This window comes from Leptolyngbya cf. ectocarpi LEGE 11479, from assembly GCF_015207065.1.
Lineage (GTDB): Bacteria > Cyanobacteriota > Cyanobacteriia > Phormidesmidales > Phormidesmidaceae > Leptothoe > Leptothoe ectocarpi.
In genome coordinates, this window is sequence record NZ_JADEXP010000067.1 from 1 (window position 1) to 22,586 (window position 22,586).

The following is a 22,586-nucleotide window of genomic DNA, read 5'->3' on the forward strand; positions in this document are numbered from 1 at the left end:
CTCCGAGCCCTTCTGATAGAGATTTCCAAAGTTGTGATCCAACTGTTCGGATATGGTCATGGGTATACCCAGATAAATTTGCGATATCTTGATAGGTTTTGCCTATCCAGCAATGACGAAATATTAGCTCTTGAACATCATTAACGTAGTTAGGGCAAAGAATAATATTTACAGTGCACAATGCATCTTCAACATTCATATCGCTCAGAGCAAACGAATCGTAAGGCTAATGTCTGATTAGAAACTATGATCTAGTACTTTTCAATGTCTGTTTTTATCCAGTAAATTCATCTTTCAGCTCAGTTTGTGGGTAAATGTTTTGAATATTCCATGATTTTATAACTTAAGAAGTGCTGTGTACAGATAATTATGAGTACGTAATGATTGCAACGGTTTTCCTGGCTCCTGGCTCCAGTGTAGATACTTAATATAAAACTGTTGTGATTTCAAGAGTGCTATTTTGTGAGATTTTGTGGGATTTATTGGCTAATTCTCTTTTTGTAAGTGTAAAAAATTGGCTAAAGTGCTTGATATTAGAGTGTTTTCCGGGTTTTTTTAGTAAAGAGGGTATACCATAATTAATGTGGGTTCTATCTAGTGGGTATCACACAAAGCTAGCTGCATAAAACCTAGTTTAGAGAGGCCAATTATATAGAAGCTTTGATATTTGTCTATTTATTGTCATATCGCTTCGATTGCAATGAGTTTGATTAACGTTTCCTAATTTTCTTGACGATGGTTTTTGCCCTTAACACTAGTCCTTCATTTATGGATACTTGCCGTTTAACTCCCCTTAAGGATCTTGTTATATGGGTTTTCCCAGGCAGTCATGGGCAGTCATGGGCCATTTTGAAAAAATACAATTCAATCTGTGGCAGAGGCTAGGACGGTGGCGACAGTTACGGGATGCTCAGCAGCAATTTTCTCGAAGTCTGATGGTGCGGCTAATTATTGGTGGTACCACTTTTGTTGTTAGTGCTTCGGCCTATTGGAGCTATCAGGTTGCGCACAGGCTGATTCTCGAAAATCTAAAGGACAATGCCCTACTTGAAGTGCAGCAAGGTGCTGATGAGATTGATCAGTGGATCGCTAGCCTTAAAGCGGAGGTGGAACTGTTGGCCGCTACTCCTACGGTGCAGACAATGGACTGGTCAGTAGTTGAAGCTTTTTTGCAACGACGTGTTAAAAATACAGATTTCTTTAAATTTGCCTTGGCTTACCCCGATGGAACTCGCTACAACACGGCGGGAGCAACTAGAGCAAAAGGCAACATTAGCGATCGCATTTATTTCCAAAAAGCAATGGCAGGCAGTTCTTTTGTCAGTGATCCTATTGTGTCTCGTTCTACCGGAGCGCCTCAGATCAATATAGCGGCTCCCATTTGGGGCAATTTTTCAAGCAGGGATAGTACAGAAATTGCTTCTGACTTTCCTATGGGTGGATTCATGGGGTCTGTCAGCGTAGAGCGCATTATCAAAGTTGTAAACCAGCTGAAACATGCCGATGGGCGTTATCCCTTTGTACTCAACTCAGCGGGACAAGCCATCGTTCACCCTAATTTAGCCTTGATAACTGTGGCAGAAGATCCCGGTCCTAGTTTCCTAGACTCATCTGATCTTGAGTTAGCCGCCATAGCCCAACGAATGGTCAATAAGGAGCAAGGTATAGAACTGCTCCCAATCGATGGCGAACAGCAGTACGTTGCTTTTCTGCCATTGCAGGAGGCCGACTGGTCAGTGGCGTTGGTGATCCCCCGTCGTAATATCGAAGGTCAACTCCTGCCGCTCAATTTGATGGCGCTGGTGTTACTTGGGTTGGCGCTGACGATGATCCTAGTGCTGTGGCAAGTGCAATCATTTGAGCAACAGCAACTGAGAAAAACGAAAGAAGCGGCTGAAGTGGCTAATCAAGCCAAGAGTGAGTTTTTGGCGAATATGAGTCATGAACTTAGAACACCACTCAATGGCATCCTGGGATATGCCCAGATTCTTAGCTGCACGCAGTCTTTGGGGGAGCAAGAAAAACGAGGTGTCGAGGTGATTCAGCACTGTGGGACCCATCTGCTGACGTTGATTAATGACATTTTAGAGTTGTCTAAGATAGAGGCGCGTAGACTGGAAATCACGCCAACAGCGGTACATTTGCCGTCGTTGTTGCAAGAAGTCGTGGACGTCGTTAAAGTCCGTGCAGAGCAAAAGGACCTAGGGTTTGTCTATCAGCCAAGCTCTCGCTTACCGGAAGGCGTGGAGGTGGATGACAAAAAGTTGCGGCAAGTGCTGATTAATTTACTAGGCAATGCCATTAAGTTTACGGACCATGGGTCAGTGCGGCTACAGGTCGATGTTCTAGATATTTCTGAATTTCAGGTAAGCCTGTTTTTTCAGGTGATCGATACAGGCGTAGGGATTGCGGACTCAGATCTCAGCAAGCTATTTCAGTCGTTTGAGCAAGTGGGCAACCACCGCAAGCAATCTGAGGGCACCGGGTTGGGTCTAGCGATTAGCCAACAGATTGTGCAGTTAATGGGCAGTCATATTAAGGTCCACAGTCGATTGGGTAAGGGAAGCGAGTTCTGTTTTACCTTGGTGGTGCCGTTGGCGCAGGGGTGGGTGCAGCCGAGAATCGTTGATTCCCGCAGACGCATCATTGGTTATAGGGGTGAAGCATTGACGATTTTAGTGATAGATGATCGGTGGGAAAATCGGGCTGTGTTGCTAAATTTATTGGAACCTCTAGGATTTTTGGTGATTGAGGCGGTAGACGGGCAAGCGGGGTTTGAGTCGCTTCGTGAGAACCAACCGGATTTGGTGATTACAGATTTAGCGATGCCAGTGATGGATGGGTATGAGTTCTTACATCGGGTACGTTGGACTGCGGGGCTAGAGCAGACGAAGGTGATTGTTTCATCAGCATCGGTATCTGAGCAGGATCGACAACTATCATTGGCGCGTGGGGGGAATGCCTTTTTGGCCAAGCCAGTGGATGCGGATGCGTTAGTTGCAATCCTTTCTAAGCAGCTATCGCTAGAGTGGGTTTATCAGGCTGTTGAGATGGATGAGGTGAGGTTGCCTGCCGCAATGGTAGTACCGCCCAGAGAGACTTTAGCTACCTTATTAAACTTAGCTCAGCAGGCTGATATAAAGCTATTACGGGAGTCTGTTGAAGCAGTGGTGAACGCTAATGCAGTGTATGGTCCATTTGCCGAACCGATATTGCGATTGGCTGAGGTTTTTAGAGTAGAAGAAATTGAGGAATTACTACAACGGTATTTGATGAAGGATGTGCGCCATGACACGTAGTGCCAATATTTTGGTTGTAGACGATACTATAACCAATTTGCAGGTCATCACTGAAACGCTCTCGTCTGTCGGCTATAGGGTCGCTACGGCTATCAGCGGTGAGCGGGCACTCAAACGACTTCAAACCTATGTTCCAGATCTGATTTTGCTAGATATTCAAATGCCTGGTATCGATGGCTATGAGACCTGTCGCCAGATTCAAGCCAACCCTCATATGGCGAGTATTCCTATTATTTTTATCACAGTTGCTACGGATACAGAGAGTATTGTGCGGGGATTTTCTCTAGGAGCAGTTGATTATGTCAACAAGCCTTTTCGAGCACCAGAACTTTTGGCGCGTGTAAAAACTCATCTTCAGCTTCAAACTCTGACCCATAAATTAGAACAGCAGGTAGCCGAAAGGACGGTTGAATTAGAGACAGCATTAGTCCAATTAAATCAGTCTAAGTTGCAACTGATCCAGCGTGAAAAAATGTCAGCGTTGGGTAACCTGGTGGCAGGGGTTGCCCATGAAATCAATAATCCTCTTAGTTCCGTATTTGGCAATGTTGAGGTATTACAGACGTTTTTACAAGATATCACTGACTATATTGAGCTCTATGAGCGTACATTCCCATCGCCAGGTGATGATATAGAAAAGAAACGTGTAGAGATTGATCTCGATTTTTTACTCGAAGATCTGCCGAAAATGTTGGAGGCGATGGAGGCCGGTTGCGATCGCATCACTGCCATCAGTCGAAGTCTACGGATATTTTCACGGATCGATACGGAATCAAAACTTAAGATAAACGTTCACGACGGGATAAATAGCACGCTATTAATTTTGAAACATCGTTTGAAGGCAAAACATTTTCGACCAGAAATCCAGGTAATTCGAGAGTATGGCGAGTTACCGGAGATTAACTGTTATCCAAGTCAGCTTAATCAGGTGTTTATGAATGTGCTAGCCAATGCAATCGATATGTTTGACGAAATGGCGGAGGGGCAATCGTTTGCTCAAGTTCAATCTAATCCGCAGCGAATTACTATTCGAACTCAGGTTGTTGCGCCCCATAGTATAGAAATTTTCATCATTGATAATGGCAAAGGTATGTCTGAGGAACTGCTAGACAAAATCTTCGAGCAGCAGTTTACGACGAAAGCCATTGGTAAAGGAACAGGGCTGGGCTTGTCGATCGTTCACCAAGTTGTTGTAAAAAAGCATGGTGGCAGTTTGAAAGTGCGATCTGAGATCGGTAAAGGAACTGAGCTATTAATACGTCTGCCAATATAAGTAGGTCAGGCTTGAAAAACTGAGCTATGTGAAGTTGAATAAAGCAGATAGCGAAAAAGCCTTTTCAGATAGCTTACAAGCCGTACGAGATGTCTGTGACCAGTGGCCATAATCACCTATTGCCTACTACCAACTGGCGAGGGGGCTGTACTTTTGATATGGGCTGTTGCAGAAAGGTGCCTTCTGGTGCTCAGCCGCCAACTGAGCACCCCTACAGAGCCAGAGGCTCGTGTCACACTACAATCGCCGCACCACCATACTGATCACCTCATCCGGCTCTGGCCTCAGAATCAACCGATTGTCAGGCACTTCAATCAGCGGACTCCACTGGCTAGTTTCCACATAGCGCAGATTGTGCAGCAGATGGATCGTCTGACGGATATGGCTGGGGTACCCCAGCAGGATATGGCGAATCGAGCTGCCCGACGGCAGGCTGTTGGAAAAGTCGGCGGGCGGCGGCACTGAGGTGCCTGATGGAGGTATTTGATTTTGAAACGTCATAGGGGCGTTTTCCTTTATATAGCGGGCATTCGACCGCGAAACGACAGGGAGGAAAGCGCCCAAAAACTCAGCCACCCTGCAACTAAACTCAGGGTGGCTGTAAAATGCTCACAGCTCACCAACTGGTCCGCTCAGTTGGCCGGGTTAGCGAGATGGCAGTGTTGGAAGCACTACCATCTCGCGCGGCTAAATTTTTGGGTGCGAAAAACAACCTCGAAAAGTTGCTTACTCAGTAGGCTATCAGGCCCAGATCGCTGAGTCAAGCGAGTGTTTTATGCTTCATTCCCCCAGCAGCCCTATGAAAATCAGCATGCTTGGTTTATGTCTACTTTTACTAGTATTGGGTAGTGTTGCTGCCTATATTACCTACGCCACCGCAGTCAGGGGACAGACAATGCCACCAACCATCACTCCCGAAAACTGGCCCACCACCACAGGTGGCGCACCGTTAGCAGCTGACATTGAAGCCCGCATCGACAAGCTCATGGCAGCCATGACCATCGAGGAACTGGTAGGACAAACGATCCAGGCCGATATCAGCGATGTCACACCGGCAGATGTCCGTCAGTATCGCCTGGGGGCAATTCTTAACGGTGGTAACTCGGCTCCGGGGGAAGATGTCCGGGCATCGGCTGACGCGTGGCTAGCCCTTGCCGATGAGTTTTACACGGCTTCCATGGACACAACCAATGGTGGCAAAGCGATTCCCATCCTGTGGGGGACCGATGCCGTCCACGGCCATAACAATATTGTTGGCGCGACCGTTTTCCCCCACAATATTGGCTTGGGAGCCACTCGCAATCCGGCACTGATCCAACAAATTGGCGAGATAACGGCCAGAGAAGTGATCGTCACCGGCATGGACTGGACCTTTGCCCCCACCCTAGCCGTAGTCCGCGACAATCGCTGGGGTCGCACCTATGAGAGCTATTCCGAAGATCCAGAGATTGTTGCCCAGTATGCCGCCGCCATGGTCACAGGTTTACAGGGAGAACTCCACACCCACAGTTTTCTCAGCAACCAACATGTCATCGCCACAGCAAAACATTTTATCGGCGATGGCGGCACCCAAAGAGGCAAAGACCAGGGCGACAATATCGACAGTGAGACTGCTCTACGCGACCACCATGGCGCTGGCTATCCACCTGCCCTGGCAGCCGGTGTGCAAACGGTCATGGCCTCATTCTCTTCCTGGCATGGCACCCGCATGCACGGCCACAAAGCCCTACTGACCGACGTGCTCAAAGACCGCATGGGCTTTAACGGCTTTGTCGTCGGCGACTGGAACGGCCATGCCCAAATCCCCGGCTGTTCCACCAAGAGTTGTCCCACCGCGTTTAATGCGGGCATTGATATGTTTATGGCCCCCGACAGCTGGCGCGAGCTGCATCAGAATACGGTGGCCCAGGTCAAGTCTGGGGAGATTCCCCGCAGCCGTCTAGACGATGCCGTCCGTCGAATTTTACGAGTCAAGCTGCGCTTTCTGTTTGAAAAACCGAAACCCTCCGAACGACCTTTGGCAGGCAATTACTCACTGTTAGGTCATCCCAATCATCAAGCTGTCGCTCGTCAGGCAGTGCGCGAATCGCTGGTGCTGCTCAAAAACCAAGGGAATCTGTTGCCACTGCCCACCCACCAAACCATTCTGGTAACCGGCGACGGTGCCCACAATATTGGTAAACAAAGTGGCGGCTGGACCCTTTCCTGGCAAGGAACCGGCAATACCAATGAGCATTTTCCCAACGGCACCTCTATCTGGGAAGGCATGCAGAACGCCATTGAAGCAGGCGGCGGCCAGGCTGTATTGAGCGCAGACGGCAGCTATGACCAAACACCTGATGTGGCCATTGTTGTTTTTGGAGAAGAGCCCTATGCCGAGTTTAAGGGAGATTTAGAGAACTTAAACTATTCATCGGATCAAGCACTGCAGCTGCTGCAGTCATTCCAGGCTCAAGGGATTCCCACCGTGGCTGTATTTCTCTCCGGCCGTCCCCTGTGGGTAACCCCCGAGATTAACGCCGCTGATGCCTTTGTTGCGGCCTGGTTACCGGGCAGTGCTGGGGCAGGTGTGGCGGATGTACTGCTCCGCAAACCCAACGGTGCCATTAACGTTGACTTTAAGGGCAAACTTTCGTTTTCTTGGCCCCGCACCGCCACCCAGACCAAGGTTAATCAAAGCGGCAATTACGATCCACTGTTTCCCTATGGCTATGGTCTCACCTATGAAGACAACGGTAATGTAGCAAAACTACCGGAAACGTCTGGGCTAGACGGCAGCGAAACCACAGCCAGCAACGCCCTCTTTGCCTTCGGTAAACCGATGGCTCCCTGGAGTTTGCAGGCTACTGTCGGAGATACTTCCAGTACGGTAGTAGATGCGCGGACTCAGCTGGGCAAGACGCTGACAATTCGTGCTATCGACCGAGCGGCCCAGGAAGATGCGCAGCAGTTTGTGTGGAGTGGGGCGGGTGCGATCGCACTCACCGGCCCCGCCACAGACTACACCGCCGCCGCCCATTACAACGACATGGCACTGGCCATCCAATACCGAGTAGATGCATTGCCAGCAGGCCCAGTCACGCTCTTGGCAAAGAGCAGTGATGGCTGTCAAGCTGACTTGGATATGACCCAGCTATTTACCAAAGCACCGTTAGGAGAATGGACTCAGACAGAAATCACCTTAAGCAGTTTGGTAGAAGCCGGTGCAAACATGGCTCAGCTAACGGCCTTAGGGATAAAAACAGCAGACCCATTCTCACTGAGCCTGTCTGACATACGCTTGGTTGAACGTGATTGAGAAATGCTGTGCAGCCGTATTTTGCAGTCCCATCCCAAACGCTATACTGCAACATGCCATCCGCTAGCGACGCCGCCCATGCCCAAATGGTTTAACACCGCCGGACCTTGTCAGGCCGACATCCACTATATGCTGCCGCCCACTCAGCGTTTGCCTAAGCTGAAACGGCTCATCCAACAGCGCGGCTACTTTGTGATCCACGCCCCTCGACAAACCGGCAAAACCACCGCCATGCTCGCTCTAGCTCAGGAGCTAACCGCTAGCGGACAATATACTGCCATCATGGTATCTGCTGAAGTCGGTCAACCTTTTAATCACGACCCGACCAAAGCAGAAGCCGCCATGTTAGATGCATGGAAAGATACCGCCCAATTTTGCCTATCCTCTGAGCTGCAGCCTCCCCCATGGCCAGTGGCTGCCACCGGACGCCAGATTGGTGCGGCGCTAACAGCCTGGTCCGTCCATTGTCCTCGCCCCCTCGTTATCTTTGTTGGGGCAATCTTTTACAGCGGCTGCTATCGATTTGGCCTTTACCCTGACCCAAGGACAACCCTGGCTAGTCAATGCCTTAGCACGGCAGGCGGTAGAAGAACTTGTTCCTGATGAAACAACACCGATCGCGTCTGAGCATATTCATGATGCCAAAGAGATTTTAATCCAACGACAAGATACTCACCTGGATAGTCTAGCGGAACGTTTGCGAGAAGATCGGGTGAGAGCCATCATAGAACCTGTTTTGGCCGGACAATCATTACCAGTCATCCCCAATGAAGACTTGCAATATGTGCTGGACTTGGGGCTGTGTCGATTAGCCCAAGGGGGCGGACTCGTTATTGCCAATCCAATTTATCGAGAAGTGCTGCCACGGGTACTAGCGAGAGTGCCCCAGGCATCGTTACCGATGATTAGTCCCTCCTGGCTAGACTCCGGAGGATAATTTTGAATAAGCTTACCATCTGAGATTTTGCACTGATATTGGTCATGTGGCTGAAATCCGCGCTGGATTGAAACGCCAGCGCTAACTGAGGGTTGTCCGCTAAACTCATATCTTGCACTAAGATTGGCTGTGTCGCTAAAGCCCACGCTGGGTTGAAACGCCAGCGCTAACTGAGGGTTGTCCGCTAAAGGGACAATTGGATACAAACCCCAAAACCACATCTTCGATATTTGTGTCCCTTCCAGTGGAAACCCTTCGGCTAGTCCAGGGTTTCCAACCCTGGGTGAGTTAACGCTTTCCCACCAGGCGCAAGAACTGAGCTAAAGGGACAAATTGGTTAAGAAGAAAAAACTCCTATACCCCACTACCGGCTAGCGCAGGCTCTGCCAACGCTCCTCTCATATAGCCTAACCACTCGATCAAGTTTTCCAGCTGTTTGTCTGGCTTCATCACCCCTAGACCACGCACCGTCACTTTACCCGAGGCGTAGACAAACCGCGATTTCAGATGCCCTGGCACCTTCTCATGCAGCAGTTTCCAGGCTGGAGCCTCCATCGGTGTTTCTAAGATCACATGCTGTTTGCCCTCGGGCTTGATCTTGGCAAAGCCTAGCGGTTTGGCAATCTGTTTTAGCTCGAGCATCTTCACCAGCTGTTCTACTGCTGGTGGAATCGGTCCAAACCGATCGTTGAGGTCCGCGACAATCTGCATCAGCTCCCGTTTGGTATCTGCGGCCACCAGAGACCGGTAAATGCCCATCTTCTGATCGGTGTCGCTGATGTAATTGTTGGGAATAAACGCCGTTAGCTTCAGGTCGATTTGGGTCTCGTCTACCTGGGGAATCTCCTGACCGCGAATCTCGGCGATGGATTCCTGGAGCATGTCCATATACAGATCAAAGCCGATCACCTCCATCTGACCGGACTGCTGCACACCCAGCAGGTTACCAATACCGCGAATCTCCATGTCTCGCATGGCTAGCTGATAGCCGGAACCCAGCTGGGTAAATTCCTGAATCGCCCGCAGCCGCTTGCGGGCCTTGTCCGAGAGTTTGTCCTGGCGGGGAAAGAACAGCCAGGCATGGGCCTGAATGCCAGCGCGCCCCACCCGCCCCCGCAGCTGATACAGCTGGGATAGACCAAATTTGTGAGAGTCTTCGATCAAGATTGTGTTGACTCGCGGAATGTCTAACCCCGACTCGATAATGGTGGTACACACCATCAGGTCGGCTTCACCGCTGCTGAAGGCTAGCATGGTGGCCTCCAGCTCTCCTTCCTGCATCTGGCCGTGGGCCACAGCCAGACGGATAGACGGAATCATCTCACGAATGCGGGCGGCAATCTCTTCAATGCCTTCTACTCGGGGGACGACATAAAATACTTGCCCCCCTCGGTCTAATTCTTGACGAATGGCGGCCCGAACTTTTTCTGGGTCGAAGGGGGCCAGGTGGGTCATGATGGGACGGCGAGATGGCGGCGGTGTTGTAATCAGACTCATTTCCCGTACCCCTGATAGCGACATGTAAAGCGTCCGGGGGATGGGGGTGGCGCTGAGGGTGAGCACATCTACCTCGGTTTTCATGGCTTTGATCTTTTCTTTTTGGTTCACCCCAAACCGCTGTTCTTCATCTACTACCAGCAGTCCTAGATCCTTAAACTTGACGGCTTTTCCCAATAGCTGGTGGGTGCCAACAACAATATCTAGCTCTCCTGTGGCTAGTCGTTGCATAATGTCTTTACGCTCGCTGGCGGTGCGAAAGCGATTTAGCAACCCTACCTGGATCGGGTAGGGGGCATATCTCTCTTTGATGGTGTGGTAATGCTGCTGGGTGAGAATTGTGGTGGGGGCCAGCATGGCGACCTGTTTGCCGGCGGTGATGGCCTTAAAGATGGAGCGGATGGCCACTTCGGTTTTACCAAAGCCCACATCGCCACACACCAGGCGGTCCATGGGACGCAGGCTTTCCATATCGCGCTTGACGTCCTGGGTAGCCTTGAGCTGGTCCGGTGTGGGCTGATAGGGAAATGAGTCTTCTAGCTCTTGCTGCCAGGGCATATCGGTGGGGTAGGAAAAGCCTTCGAGCTGCGATCGCTGGGCGTAAAGCTTCAGCAGATCTACTGCCACTTTTTGAATGGCTTTTTTAGCGCGGGTTTTGGTTTTTTCCCAGGCTTTACCGCTCATTTTATTGAGCTGTGGACTTTTCTCAGCCGAGGCACGAAATCTAGACAGGGACGCCATTTGGTCGGCAGCTACCCGGAGCAAACCATCGGCGTATTTGATGACTAGATATTCTCGGGTCTCCGTATCGATGGTGAGGCTTTCTAGCTTGAGAAACTGGCCAATGCCGTGGTTGCGGTGGACGACAAAGTCATTGGGCTGAAGCTTATTGGGATCGACCTTTTTGGAGGCGGCGCGGCGGCGCTTGCGCACATAGCTGGGGGTGGCCAGGGTGTGCTGCCCAAAGAACTCACGGTCGGTGACGATGCCAATGCGAAAGGTGGGCAGGATAAAGCCTTCTACTTCGGCTAGACCGGAATATTTGAGGCCAACGGGCACATACTGGCTGTGGAGTTTTTCGATGGCGGGATAGTCTTTGGGGTTGGGGATAAACTGAGCTGAGCAGTCGTGTTCCTGGAGTAGGGCCACCGAACGACTGGGCTGGGCTGAGATCAGCCAGATCTGGTGTTTGCGATCGCACTCCCCCCGCACCGTTTCCGCCAGCTTGCCAAACTGATGGGGAATGGCCGGTACCGGACGGCTAGACAAATTTAGCCCCGCCCCCTCTTCCGCGATTTCCGACAGCAGTACCTGGGAAAACAGCGACAGATCCTCTAGGGCCTCGTCCAGCGGTCGGTGCAGCCTCGGCACCTCGGTCCCCGGCAGCTGAATCTCATCGCTGTTGCCCAGGGTTTCATTCACCTCATGCCAGTAGGTATCCACCTGTTCATACCAGCGGCTACTGTGGGCACGGCACTGGTCAGGTTCATCAATGACAACCAGCGCATCTTCCGACAAATATTCCAACAGCGATGCTGGCTGGTCAAAGGCAATCCCTAAAAACCGCCGCAGTCCCTCCACCCGCTGACCATTTTCATACCCTTCCTGGGCGTCACTGGACATTAGGTCCGAGAGTACGCCTTTCTCCTCTAACTTAGAGGCAATTAGCGGACTAAAATCTGTCGTTGTCAGCAACAGCGTTGTAATTTTATCCAGGGACCGCTGGTTGGCCGGGTCAAACTCCCGCAGCCGTTCCAGCTCATCACCAAATAGCTCTAAGCGCACCGGCAGCTCTGCCGATACCGGAAACACATCAATAATGTCTCCCCGCTGACTCCACTGGCCCTCGGTTTCCACCGTGGGGACTTTTTCATACCCCAGGGTGGCCAACGTGCGCGACAGCTCCTTCAGGTTAAGCTCCATCCCCTGGTCTAGCTGCAGACAGTAGGGTTTAAAGGCTGTCGCCGGGGGCAGGTGGGGCTGCAGCGCCCGCTCCGTTGCTACGATCACGCTGGGCTTATCGGCATCCTTCAGCAAATCCGCCAGCACCTGCAGCTGGCCCCAGGTCATTTCCGACTCCTGGTCAAATGGATCGTAGGGGGAGGCTTCCGATGTGGGGTACAGCGACACCCTGGGCCAACCCATGGCTTCTAGCTGGGCAGTCCAGCGTCCGGCTTCTTCTAGGGTGGCGGTTACCACCAGCATGGGTCGGTCCTGGGCCTGGGCCAATGCCGATGCTACTAGCCCCTTGGGCAGACGGGGTAGCCCATTGAGAACTAACTGTTGCTGCTGGTCCAGCTTAGTCAGCAACTCTTGGGTTAAAGCAGCCTTACTCAGGGCACGAACAACGGACGAAAAAGCCATGAAAGCGGGATTGGATTACAGCACCTATAGATTGTAGAACCTGTTTTGCGGAACCGGGTGACTGATGGGTGAACCAGGGGGCAAAGGATCGCAGGGTAGGTACAGGGGGCTGCCCATTAGACCTATTGAAGATCTACAGCCAGTTGCCGATAAGGACAAACGGTGCCCAAAAATACGGGTGCTGGTAGTCGTCACTCTTAAGTAGCTGCAGCTGCGCCCGCTGCAGAATTTCGGCTTTCGATAGATTGGTGGAGGTCAACTCTCGGTAGAGGTTCCCCATGAGTTCTGATGTGCCCCGGTCGTCCACCAGCCATAGGGTGGCCAGGGTACTTCTGGCCCCTGAGCGAATGGCTACACCAGCCAGACCCAGGGCGGCGCGGTCGTCCCCCGCTGCGGTTTCACAGGCGCTGAGGATCAACAATTCTACGGTTTCATCGCGGCTAATCTCACCGGACTGGAGCAGCGCGCTCAGCTGGTTGGCGTTCAAGGGTCCATCCCAGGCTAGGACAAAGGTGTTTTCTAACTCGGAGCTAAACTCACCGTGGGTGGCTAAATGCACCACTGACCCTTGACCGGTGGTGAGCTTGTTGGCAAAGTTGGTCTCGACAAAGGATTGATTGAGCAGGACATCGCTGGGGACCTGGGCCTGGATGGCGGCAATCTCGGCATCGACATTGGGTAGGGCTGGAAAATCGCCCACGGAATCGGATAGTCCGGCTACTAGCGCCCTGATATCTCGTCTGGCCAGGGGTTCAGGGTCAATTAACTGGAGTCCGGGGGTGAGGGCGATGGGATAGGTTTCAACCAGATGCTGATTGCCGTCGTGCAGCACGGACATGGGAACATTGCGGAGGGCACTGTCGAGGACAAACACTAGCACATCCACATCGGCCCCGGCTAAGTCGGCTGAGATCGGACGAATCAGCCAGTCGTAGAGCTGTTGGGCTGGGGTGAGATAGTCATTGACTGGGTTGTCGGCGACAACTTCAAAGCGGGCGGTTTGGGAACGCGATCGCAGCTCCACCTCCGGATAGGAAATCGACCGCTGCAGCTGGGCCAACGTCCTGGTCACCGTCGCTTTGTCCACTGTTGTGGAACGGTGGGTTAGGGGCTGTCCTGGTAAGCGAAATACAATCTCCAGCCGGTCTTCGAGCACAATCGGATAGATCACCGCTGCGTTACTGCCCACCTGCTCAATATCCACCGGCTGAGTGACCACGCAGTCAGCCCGGAAAAAGTTGACCAGCTCTGCCACCTGCAGCGACTCGATCACATTACGAGCCTGCAGCAGATTGTTTTCTTTCTCCTGGGCCGTGCCCGGATCGGCCTTTAGCAACAGATCCACCAGCTGGCGATAGACTGGCTCCACCTGATCGCGAAATGAAAAGCGCACATCGGGACTGGCCGCAATCAGGTCCACCCGCAGCTTTTGCAGACTCTCCAATGCTTTGGTGTAGGCAGTAATTGCCCCTGCAGTATCGCCCTGGGCATCGAGAATTCGCCCCAGCTGCCACTGCCACTGGTAGAGGGCCACGTCCGCATCGTTTCCCTGGGCCAGGGTGAGGGCCTGCTGGGTGACCTGAGCAGCACTGGCCCACTGTTGCTGGGCTTCATACAGCTGCCCTAAATAACCCAGGGCATAGGATTGTCCCTGCAGGTCGTTGAGGGTTTGGGCCTGCTGCAGGGTATCGGCCAGCAGCTGAGCTGTCTGTCGGGTGTCTTCCAGGGCACCGTTTGCTTGGATCAAGCTGTGGGCAAGATTAAGCCGGGTGGTAATGGTGGTGCGGCCTGGGGGTAAGTCGATGAGATCGGCGTACACCGTGGGTAGTAGCTGGCGAGCGGCGGCAATGTTTTGGCCGGTGTTTTGGCCGTTGCTCCAACTGCCGATGAGATTTACCTGGGCCTGCAGCCGTAGCGCTGCTGTGGGAGCGGCAGCGGCGGCTTGCTGATAGTAGGCAGCGGCAGACGGGCCAGACTGGGCATTGCCTAAACTGAGCAACGCGGCGGTCACATCGGCAGCGGCATCGATGGTTTTAGCCACGTCCAGACTCTGATTTAAACGCTTTTGCGCTCCCTGGGCATCTCCATTGAGCTGGAGGGCATTGCCCAGCTGCCGGAGTCCGGTTGCCTTTAAAGCGGAGTTGGGCAAGGTCTCTAAGTCGGTGGCAATGGTCTCTAACTGTTTGAGGGTTTGGCGATAGTGACCCTGAATGCGGAGAATCTGGGCCTGGTTGAGCTGCGATCGCAATATCCCAGCTTTATCCCCAGTCACACCATAGGCCACCTCAGCCTGTCGTAATGTACTAAGCGCCTCACCCAGCCGTCCCTGGGCCATGGCCAACTTGCCCTGGGTACTCAACACCTGGGCTAAAATTCGCTGCTGTTGGGGGTCAGTGGGCAATGTCTCTAGCTGCTCCAGCGCTTGAGAAACGACCGTCGCGGCCTGGTCATAATTCCCCAGCTGCCCATAGGCCAGTCCCAGATTACTCAGACCACTGGCCTGCTCTAGCGGCGATCCTTGCTGGACAACCTGTTGCCAAATCTGCACCGCCGTCTGGTATTGTCCCAGCGTATAGGCCGCTTGTCCGCGCTGCACCAGCTCGGGTAGGTTTGCCCTGGCTGGCATCGCAATAATGCAGAGTAAAACCGTGAGGCAAAGGGTTAAACAAAACCGAACGGGTTTAGAAAACATGGGCACAGGGAGAGAGAATAGGGAAAGTAGGGCAGCTAGAGACAGTCAAGGGAGAAATAATCCATTCAAAGTCCCCCTTTTCAAGGGTTGCAGTGTACACACAAGTCGGAGAGTAAGCTCAAAGCTTCGAGCCCACTCTCCGAGAAGAGCAAAGCTCTACATCCCCCAACCCCTTCTCCCTGGGGGAGAAGGGGAGCTAGACTCAAAGTCCTTCTCCCTGGGGGAGAAGGATTTAGGATGAGGGATAATGCAGGAGTTAGAGCCACTTTCCAGTTCAATCTTCTAGATGTGTATACACGGTAGCTTTTCAAGGAGGGGATTGGACAACTGTGATAATGCTAAACACATACTCCAGAATTGAGAGAGGGATTTAGGGAGAGGGCCAATGTTAGGACGTCGACGCCCTACAGCTAGCATCCAGCCACGCTTTAGAATGCTCAGCACTGCCGTAAAGTAGCAGCTGCCCCTCCTCGGTCACCGTCCACCCCTGGGGTTCAGCAATAACTTCAGGAACGGCTGGCACCACTGACGGATCACCGCTGCTAGACACCTCGGACGTCTCACCTTGAACATCTCCAAAGGGACCAAAATCTTCCAACAGCCCTTCCCCATCCAGCTGTTCGTCGGGGGCTAACGGCAAACCGCCTCGCCCTGTGACCGTAAAGGCGCTGGCATCACGCCGTTGGCTGGCCAGCAAATCACAGCGTCGATCCACCAGGTCTGTTGGGTCAATGATGTCCGGAATGGTCACCTCCGGCACATCCTGCTGCTCCGCTGTCTCCACCGTACCGTCATTGACCGTCAGCGTGGAGCTGGCATCTAGATCACTTTCTAAGGAGCGCCCGCTGCGCAGGGTAAACATGGTCTCTAGCGGTCTAGACCCGATAAACCGACCCAGGGAATTGTTGGCCAACAGCTGCACTGCCCCCCCGGTCCCCTGGGCATTAGCCACAATGTCACTATTTTCAAAGAGATTGCCACTGACTGAATTGGTCAGAATCGTGATGTTACCCCCTGTGGCCCCAATGCCAAAAGCTTCTGTCGAAATCAGGTTGCATGTGGCACAGGAGCCTGACGGATCGCTGGAGGTTTGAGTGCCCCGTAAAAACAGTGCGCCTGCGATGGTCAAATTAATATTGCCGCTGTCTTCAATCGACGCTGTTTTGGCCTCAATTTTCCCACCCTCAAACAGTCCCACGTTATCCGCAACAATATTAATATCCCCAGGATTGCCTGGTGTGCCTAGAGTGCCTACGGGCGTCCCATCCACCGATACTAGCCCCCCCGTTTCTAAGCGCAGTGTATCCACATTGAGGAACACACCGCCAGCATCGCTGCTATTGCGGGTGGCGGCATTGATAATGCCATTATTGGTAATGCTCAAACTCTCGGCTGGATTGTTGGCAGAACCCACCCGGATGGTTCCAGCACTGCCCACTGCCCCGGCTTCCGTACTGACAAAAAGCCCACTGCGCAGTCTTTCCGGACTAAACCCATCAATGGTGATATCGGCCACATCCACATTGATGCTTCCCCCTCGACCTTGCCCCCCTGGAATTAGTTCTCCGTTAAGTTCCTGAGCCCTAAACACACCGGACTGAATCTGAGCCCCGCCGGTTAATGTCAGACGTGGGCTGGCTAAATCAATATCACCGCCATTGCCAATGCCGCCGGTTTCAACACTGCCTCGAATGGTGCTGCTACCGCCTAAATCAATGCCTTCAGTCGTCGAGAGTTGGATCGTTCCCACATCCCCTCGACCAAAGGTGCCAGCAGCGATAGAACTGCCTGAATCCAAGGACAATGTCCGCGCGTTGACACTAATGCGATTGCGTTCACTCAGGGGCGCAGGTCGTTGCCCTTCATTGCCATCAGGCAATAGGAACGCTTCTGCCCCCCCTCGGGGCGCAATCTGACTGGAAATTAGGCTAAAGTCCGATAGTTCCACAGAGTCAGCGATAGTTAGCTCGATATCCCCCGCAGCTCCCAGTCCAAACGTATCTGATGCAATTTGGCCAGAGTCTCTCAACCGGAGAGAACCACCGGCTGTCACTTGAATATCACCACTTCCCGTACTGTTAATACCCGCCTGGGCAATCAGACCGCTGTTAGCCCGAATCGGGTCTGCATTAAAGGCAGCTGCGATGGGTGCTCTTTCTTGGGCCAAGAGGGCAGCATCTAACTGAGTTTGTCCCGTCACCGAGATTGTGTTACCTAAAAATGCCTCAAGATAGGCCTGGTAGCCATTTTGAAACTCTAATCGACGAGACTCAAAGTTGGGGTCTTCCCCTTCAATTTCGATATCGGTGGCCGCGTCAATGGTCAGACTGCCTGACTCGCCACGGCGGTAGTCTAAAGCGCTGACAATGGCTTGTCCACCTCCGCGTAAGCTCACCGTGTCAGCTCGACGAATAAAAATATCACCGCCTGCGGCACTGCCGCGAGAACGAGCTGTCAACACTCCGCCATTAAGAATTTCGACAGTGTCAATGTCTTCCACAAAGATGCTGCCGCCAGCCCCGGTTGTGGCGTTAATGCCGTCAATTTCAGACAGTAAATTATTACCAATGGCGACAAATGGATTATCTAAATAGACAACATCCTGATCCTCCGCTGAAGCAACCAAACCACTGGAAAAGCCACCGTAGGGTCTGAAAAACGTTGTCCCCGCCAGGGTGATTTGCTCCAAAAGGATAGGTGCCACCCCATCAATCACCAATTGAGAGGGTTGATTCACATCTAGCGGTCTAACCCTGATATTACCCCCAGCCCCATCGCCAAACGTGGGTACAAACACACGACCGCCGTTCCTCAGGGTCAATGATTGAGTGATCAGGTTAATATCACCACTGCTTTCTGAACGGGCAGTTGTCGTGGAAATTTGACCGGCATCAGCAACCGTAATACTAGGGGATGAAAGGATCACGGCTCCCGGTTTACCCGGCCCATCAGTCCGAGGCTGGACAACAATTAGACCATTCACCTCTTGAGTATCAAAATTTATGCGGTTGTTAGCATAGATGCCGCTATTCAGTGATACCGGATCAATGGAAAAGTCGGTTGCATCTAATGCTTCAAGATAGGCTTCCTCATTCCCTGCACCATTGGCAGCCGCGCGAATATACTGCGCCACAAACATATCAGTCTGACGCTGATTAAACAGCCCATCTACACCAGAGATGTTAACGCTGTTATTGGCATTCACATTAATATCGCCAGCGGTGCCATTGCCAAATGTGACCGATACGATCTGACCGCCGCTCGTGAGGTTTAATTCATCCACATTAATGGATACACGACTGCCAGGAGCGCCGTTATCACTCCGGGTGCGAGTACTAATGACGCCCCCATTGCGGATGGTTAGGCTATCTGTCGTTACCCTGACTTCACCGCTTTCAGTAGCTCTAGATGTCTCCTCTGCGGTTGAAAACAAACCGCTGGAAAATCCTCCTCTAACAAAGGCCCCTGTGGTTGGATCGGTTTCTATGTCTACCACCCCATCAATCACCACAGACGACGGCAGGTTGGCATTAATGGGACGTACTTCCACATCGCCTGCGGCTCCACCGTTAAACGACCGGGTCAGGACTTCGGCTCCATTGAGCAGGGTGAGGGATTGGGTTTCTAATAGGATGTTGCCAGCCTGAGATGTTCCCAGAGCGCCGGGGTCAGTGGCGTCTGTGGGGAAGGGGGATGTGTCTGAAATAATTAGACCATCATCCAGAAGGATCCCATTGCCACGAATACTGACGTTCCCGCCATCTACGCCATCAATGCCACGGGTATTAATGGCGTTACCATCTCCCAGCCTTACCGTGCCACCACTTTCAACTGTGATACTGCCAGACAGTCCCGACGGCAGCGTCGAATTATTTGGGTCGTTAATGATGTCTACGACGGGGACACCCAGCAGGGTGCCAGTTTGGAACGGGCCATTGGTAAAGGTTTCGATGTTACCTAAATCAATATTGCCGGCTGCTTGTAAAACAATAGAATTGGCAAATCCTCGTCCCGCTGAACTCACCAGCGTTCCTTCCGTGGGGTCTCCAGCCGCTGTTGTGTCGATGGACCCGGTCTCGCTGCGAATGACAATTCCTCCGGCAATGCCTTCACTATCGCCATCGACAAAGGTGCTAATGTTGCGGGTGCTGACATTTCCAAACGAGTCAATGACAACATCCCCAGCCTGGACAATCTCAGTGGTCTGGTCTTGACCTGTTGACGCGTTAATATTGCCGATGGAGACACTGCTGGTGACAGCATCGCTGGGCAGGGCGGCATTCCGATTAAACTGATTGGTGATAAAGATATTGCTGTTCTCAGAAACAGCGGCATTCTCTCGTCTGGCGTCTACATTACCAATCAGAATCAGACTGCCATTGGGGGTGGGGTTAACGATGGCACCCACCGACCCCGGTGGCGTTTCGATGGCACCGCCGGGAAAACCAGGAAACTGGCTCCAATCAATCCCGGCGCGCACATCCAGGGTGGGGTGAGTTGCGCCATCGATTACAGCCGTACTGCCATCGCTGAGGGTAACCGTCGACAGGGAGCGAAACAGGGGGTTGGAACTGTTGGGGCCAATGGTGTCGTCCACCGAGCCTGTTTGGTTAATCACCACGTTGCCTAGAATGATGCTGCCCCCGGCAAGCACATGTAATGAGGCTCCGTCCTGGTAGTCACCAATACCCACATCACCAACGGCTAAAATGACCGGATCGTTAGGGCTCGTGAGATTACCAGCGCTGCCGTCTAGCTGCTCAATGCGGAATGAGCCCCCAGAGAAGTAATGGGCATCGCCAATCACGGTATTGTCTGAGCGCAGTACCATGTCTGCCCCGGAGAACAGGCCGCTGTCAGGGTGACTGAGGGCAAAAATATCCACTAAACTATCGCCCTGAACTAGCAAATTGTTGCCAGCGGATGCGATAAAGGGTTGGGTTGGGCGATCGCGAATCTCCACCGTATCGGTGGCCAGCAGAGAAAGGTTTTCTCCCGCCAGCAGTTCACCGGTTAAGGTTAAATCTCCGCTGGCCAGGGTCAGATTCTCTCCGACCGAGAGGCTGCCGCTATTTTCAATGGCTCGCTGGGCGGCGCTTATTTGCAGCCCTGGGGTGAGGGACACGGCCAACAGCGGTGGTCCGGCTGGATCGGTGGCGCTGTAAATAAGTCCTGGCCCCCATTCAAAGCCATCGGCGGTGGTGGCAAAAAAGGATCCGGCAATATCTAACTGGGCGTCTTCTCCAAAGACAATGCCGTTGGGATTCAGAAAGAACAAATCCGCATCGCCATCTACTCCCAGGGTGCCTAGAATCTCGGAGATATTGTCACCGGTAACTCGGCTAAAAATGGCCTCAATATCTGCTGGGTTGGCAAAATAGACCCGCTGCAGGTCGTTGACATTAAAGTCTTCAAAACTGTGGAAGAGATCGTCTCCTCGCACTGCACCACCCTCGATCAGGTCGCCATTGGCACCGCGAATGAGAACATCGGGGGTGATTGTACTGGCCTCATTGCCCAGGGTAGCATCGGGGACAATCTGGGCTTGGGCTGCCAACGGCAGCAGCAGTCCGCCCGCTAAGCCACCCGCTAAGCCACCCGCTAAGGCCGTGCTGGCTAGCCGTGCCCCCCATTGCGATCGCACATTTCCCATGGAAACCCTCCCAGCCGTTGCAGACCGATGAAACCCGATAAAATTTGGCTTAAGACCCGACCCGCCAGGGATCTGGGCGCTGCGCTTATGGAAATAATTTAGGCAAAATACTAGCATTTCCTGATTTGGGGGACCGATAAAGTTTCAGTGAATTTACGCAGATGTCCTAGAAAAGTCGACCGGTAACGCTGATGAGAACACCGCTCTCCTGCAGGGAGTTGCCCTCGGGGCCTGGATCAATCAGCGGGATGCCAAAATCCAGCCGGGCAGTGATGCGATCGCTCGTTTGCCACAGCAGCCCGGTGCCAATACTCAGCAGATGATTCGGGTCTGGATCGGCCTGTCCGCCACGGTTCCAGCCCAGGCCATAGTCCACAAACGGAGCGATCTGTACCGTGCTATCGAGACGAGGCAGCTCCAACAGGGGAAACCGCATTTCCACCGAGGCAAACACGCCGTTATCCGTGGTGGCCTGGTCCTGCCGGTAGCCGCGAACACTGCCCTGACCGCCCAGACGAAACTGTTCTAAAGACAGCATCGGTCCGTCGGATAGCTGCCCTGTCAACCTGGCTAGAAACAGGGTATCCCGGTCCAAGGCCTTGACCCACTGGGCCTGTCCCTGCCAGCTGAGAAACTGACCGTCGGGTCGGTCGCCGGAGTTGCGGGTGGCATCAAACCAATCGGTGCCCAGGCTAAATTGCGATCGCAGCGCCAACACATCCCGCGCACTGCGCTGGGTCCATTCCTGGCTAAACCGCACGGCGGCAATGCGAGTAATGCCATCGTCGCTACCGCTGGTGGTCAACGGCAGCCGCGTATCGCCAAAGCCAAAGGTACTCTCTGAATATCTGTAGTTCAGCGCTAACGCCAGGGCCAGCTCTTCCGTCGGAGTTTCAATTACCGGCTGCCGCAGGGTCAATGCCAAATTGGTCGAGTCGGACTCAATATCCAACGCCTCAAACGCATCTGTAATAATGCGGCTGTCGGTGACGCTATAGTCCACCGCTACCGTTGTGTTGTGAGGCCCCAAGGGGACCGTATAGCCCAGGTCCCAGGTATCGCTGCCAGCGGTGTTGCCATAGCTCACCAGCAGACCATCCCCCTTGCCAAACAGATTTGCATTGGAGAACGTCGCCCGTCTGCGAAAACTGCCCACCGTGGTGGAGCGAGCGTTGTCTAGGGTGACCCGTCCGGTTAAAGGCGGTGATTCTGTCACCGTCAGATTGAGAATACTGCCCCCGGTCTGGGTGCCCGCCGCCAGATCTGCCGCCAGCGTTTCAATCAGTGGATTTACCTGCAATAGCTGTAGCGACTCCACCAGCTGACTGACATTCAGCGGCACGTCGTTTCTCACCTCAATGCGAGACTTGATATAGCCAGGGTCCAAATGCTCCAAACCCGTAATCTGAATGTCTTCTAATCCCCCTTCCACCACCTGAATCATGACCACACCATCGTCAATTAGCTGGTCCGCCGGAATAAACGCCCCTGATGAGATGTACCCCCCATCCACATAGAGCTGGGTAACCGCCGCTCGGGCCTCAAACAGCTCAGAAAATGTAATCGGTCGCCC

The 22,586-nt window shown here is 52.9% G+C and carries 11 protein-coding genes; 5 read left to right on the top strand and 6 right to left on the bottom strand.

The window, feature by feature from the left end:
- Window positions 1-199, bottom strand: a 199-nt coding sequence (locus tag IQ260_RS30920; protein ID WP_407657734.1) for a hypothetical protein, incomplete at its 3' end; no start/stop codon positions are given.
- Between the two features lie 610 nt (window positions 200-809).
- Here IQ260_RS30920 and IQ260_RS09775 point away from each other — a divergent pair.
- Together IQ260_RS09775 and IQ260_RS09780 are read left to right on the top strand one after the other, a co-directional pair.
- On the top strand, window positions 810-3,299 hold the full coding sequence (locus tag IQ260_RS09775) for a hybrid sensor histidine kinase/response regulator (RefSeq protein ID WP_228015792.1): 2,490 nt from the start codon (window positions 810-812) through the stop codon (window positions 3,297-3,299).
- Window positions 3,289-4,572 carry a sensor histidine kinase gene (locus tag IQ260_RS09780; protein ID WP_193992921.1) on the top strand — a complete coding sequence of 428 codons (1,284 nt, stop codon included), beginning with the start codon at window positions 3,289-3,291 and terminating at the stop codon, window positions 4,570-4,572. Before IQ260_RS09775 ends, IQ260_RS09780 begins: the two co-directional genes overlap by 11 nt.
- Before the next feature lie 237 nt (window positions 4,573-4,809).
- On the opposite strand, the gene IQ260_RS09785 is transcribed toward IQ260_RS09780, so the two are convergent.
- Window positions 4,810-5,073: a hypothetical protein gene (locus IQ260_RS09785; protein ID WP_193992922.1), complete on the bottom strand. Its 264-nt coding sequence runs from the start codon at window positions 5,071-5,073 to the stop codon at window positions 4,810-4,812.
- Window positions 5,074-5,371: 298 nt separating this feature from the next.
- Here IQ260_RS09785 and IQ260_RS09790 point away from each other — a divergent pair, with 298 nt between their 5' ends.
- The 3 genes from IQ260_RS09790 to IQ260_RS31665 are packed head-to-tail and all read left to right on the top strand — an operon-like array spanning window position 5,372 to window position 8,807.
- Window positions 5,372-7,870, top strand: coding sequence for a glycoside hydrolase family 3 protein (locus IQ260_RS09790; RefSeq protein WP_228015794.1), 2,499 nt, complete (start codon window positions 5,372-5,374; stop codon window positions 7,868-7,870).
- Window positions 7,871-7,873: 3 nt separating this feature from the next.
- Window positions 7,874-8,473 (top strand): hypothetical protein, encoded by a 600-nt coding sequence (locus IQ260_RS31660; RefSeq protein WP_193992924.1) that lies wholly within the window; start codon window positions 7,874-7,876, stop codon window positions 8,471-8,473.
- Window positions 8,394-8,807 carry a hypothetical protein gene (locus IQ260_RS31665; protein ID WP_193992925.1) on the top strand — a complete coding sequence of 138 codons (414 nt, stop codon included), beginning with the start codon at window positions 8,394-8,396 and terminating at the stop codon, window positions 8,805-8,807. The genes IQ260_RS31660 and IQ260_RS31665 overlap by 80 nt, the downstream gene beginning before the upstream one ends.
- A gap of 354 nt (window positions 8,808-9,161) precedes the next feature.
- Here the strand turns inward: IQ260_RS31665 and mfd are convergent, their stop codons facing one another.
- The 4 genes from mfd to IQ260_RS09820 form a co-directional block, all read right to left on the bottom strand.
- The gene (gene mfd / locus IQ260_RS09805) at window positions 9,162-12,668 is read right to left on the bottom strand and encodes a transcription-repair coupling factor (protein WP_193992926.1); all 3,507 of its coding nucleotides are present in this window, start codon (window positions 12,666-12,668) and stop codon (window positions 9,162-9,164) included.
- A 133-nt stretch (window positions 12,669-12,801) separates the two neighbouring features.
- Window positions 12,802-15,360: a CHAT domain-containing protein gene (locus IQ260_RS09810; protein WP_193992927.1), complete on the bottom strand. Its 2,559-nt coding sequence runs from the start codon at window positions 15,358-15,360 to the stop codon at window positions 12,802-12,804.
- A gap of 388 nt (window positions 15,361-15,748) precedes the next feature.
- Entirely contained in the window at window positions 15,749-21,130 is a 5,382-nt protein-coding gene (locus IQ260_RS09815) for a two-partner secretion domain-containing protein (RefSeq protein ID WP_228015796.1), read from the bottom strand.
- Window positions 21,131-21,179: 49 nt separating this feature from the next.
- Window positions 21,180-22,586: ShlB/FhaC/HecB family hemolysin secretion/activation protein (locus tag IQ260_RS09820; RefSeq protein WP_193992928.1), on the bottom strand; the 1,407-nt coding region annotated here is incomplete at its 5' end.

Excerpts from the sequence above, each read along its gene's own strand:
- IQ260_RS09775 (WP_228015792.1), top strand. The coding sequence starts at position 810 with ATGGGTTTTCCCAGGCAGTCATGGGCAGTCATGGGCCATTTTGAAAAA.
- IQ260_RS09780 (WP_193992921.1), top strand. The coding sequence starts at position 3,289 with ATGACACGTAGTGCCAATATTTTGGTTGTAGACGATACTATAACCAAT.
- IQ260_RS09785 (WP_193992922.1), bottom strand. The coding sequence starts at position 5,073 with ATGACGTTTCAAAATCAAATACCTCCATCAGGCACCTCAGTGCCGCCG.
- IQ260_RS09790 (WP_228015794.1), top strand. The coding sequence starts at position 5,372 with ATGAAAATCAGCATGCTTGGTTTATGTCTACTTTTACTAGTATTGGGT.
- IQ260_RS31660 (WP_193992924.1), top strand. The coding sequence starts at position 7,874 with ATGCTGTGCAGCCGTATTTTGCAGTCCCATCCCAAACGCTATACTGCA.
- mfd (WP_193992926.1), bottom strand. The coding sequence starts at position 12,668 with ATGGCTTTTTCGTCCGTTGTTCGTGCCCTGAGTAAGGCTGCTTTAACC.
- IQ260_RS09810 (WP_193992927.1), bottom strand. The coding sequence starts at position 15,360 with ATGTTTTCTAAACCCGTTCGGTTTTGTTTAACCCTTTGCCTCACGGTT.
- IQ260_RS09815 (WP_228015796.1), bottom strand. The coding sequence starts at position 21,130 with ATGCTAGTATTTTGCCTAAATTATTTCCATAAGCGCAGCGCCCAGATC.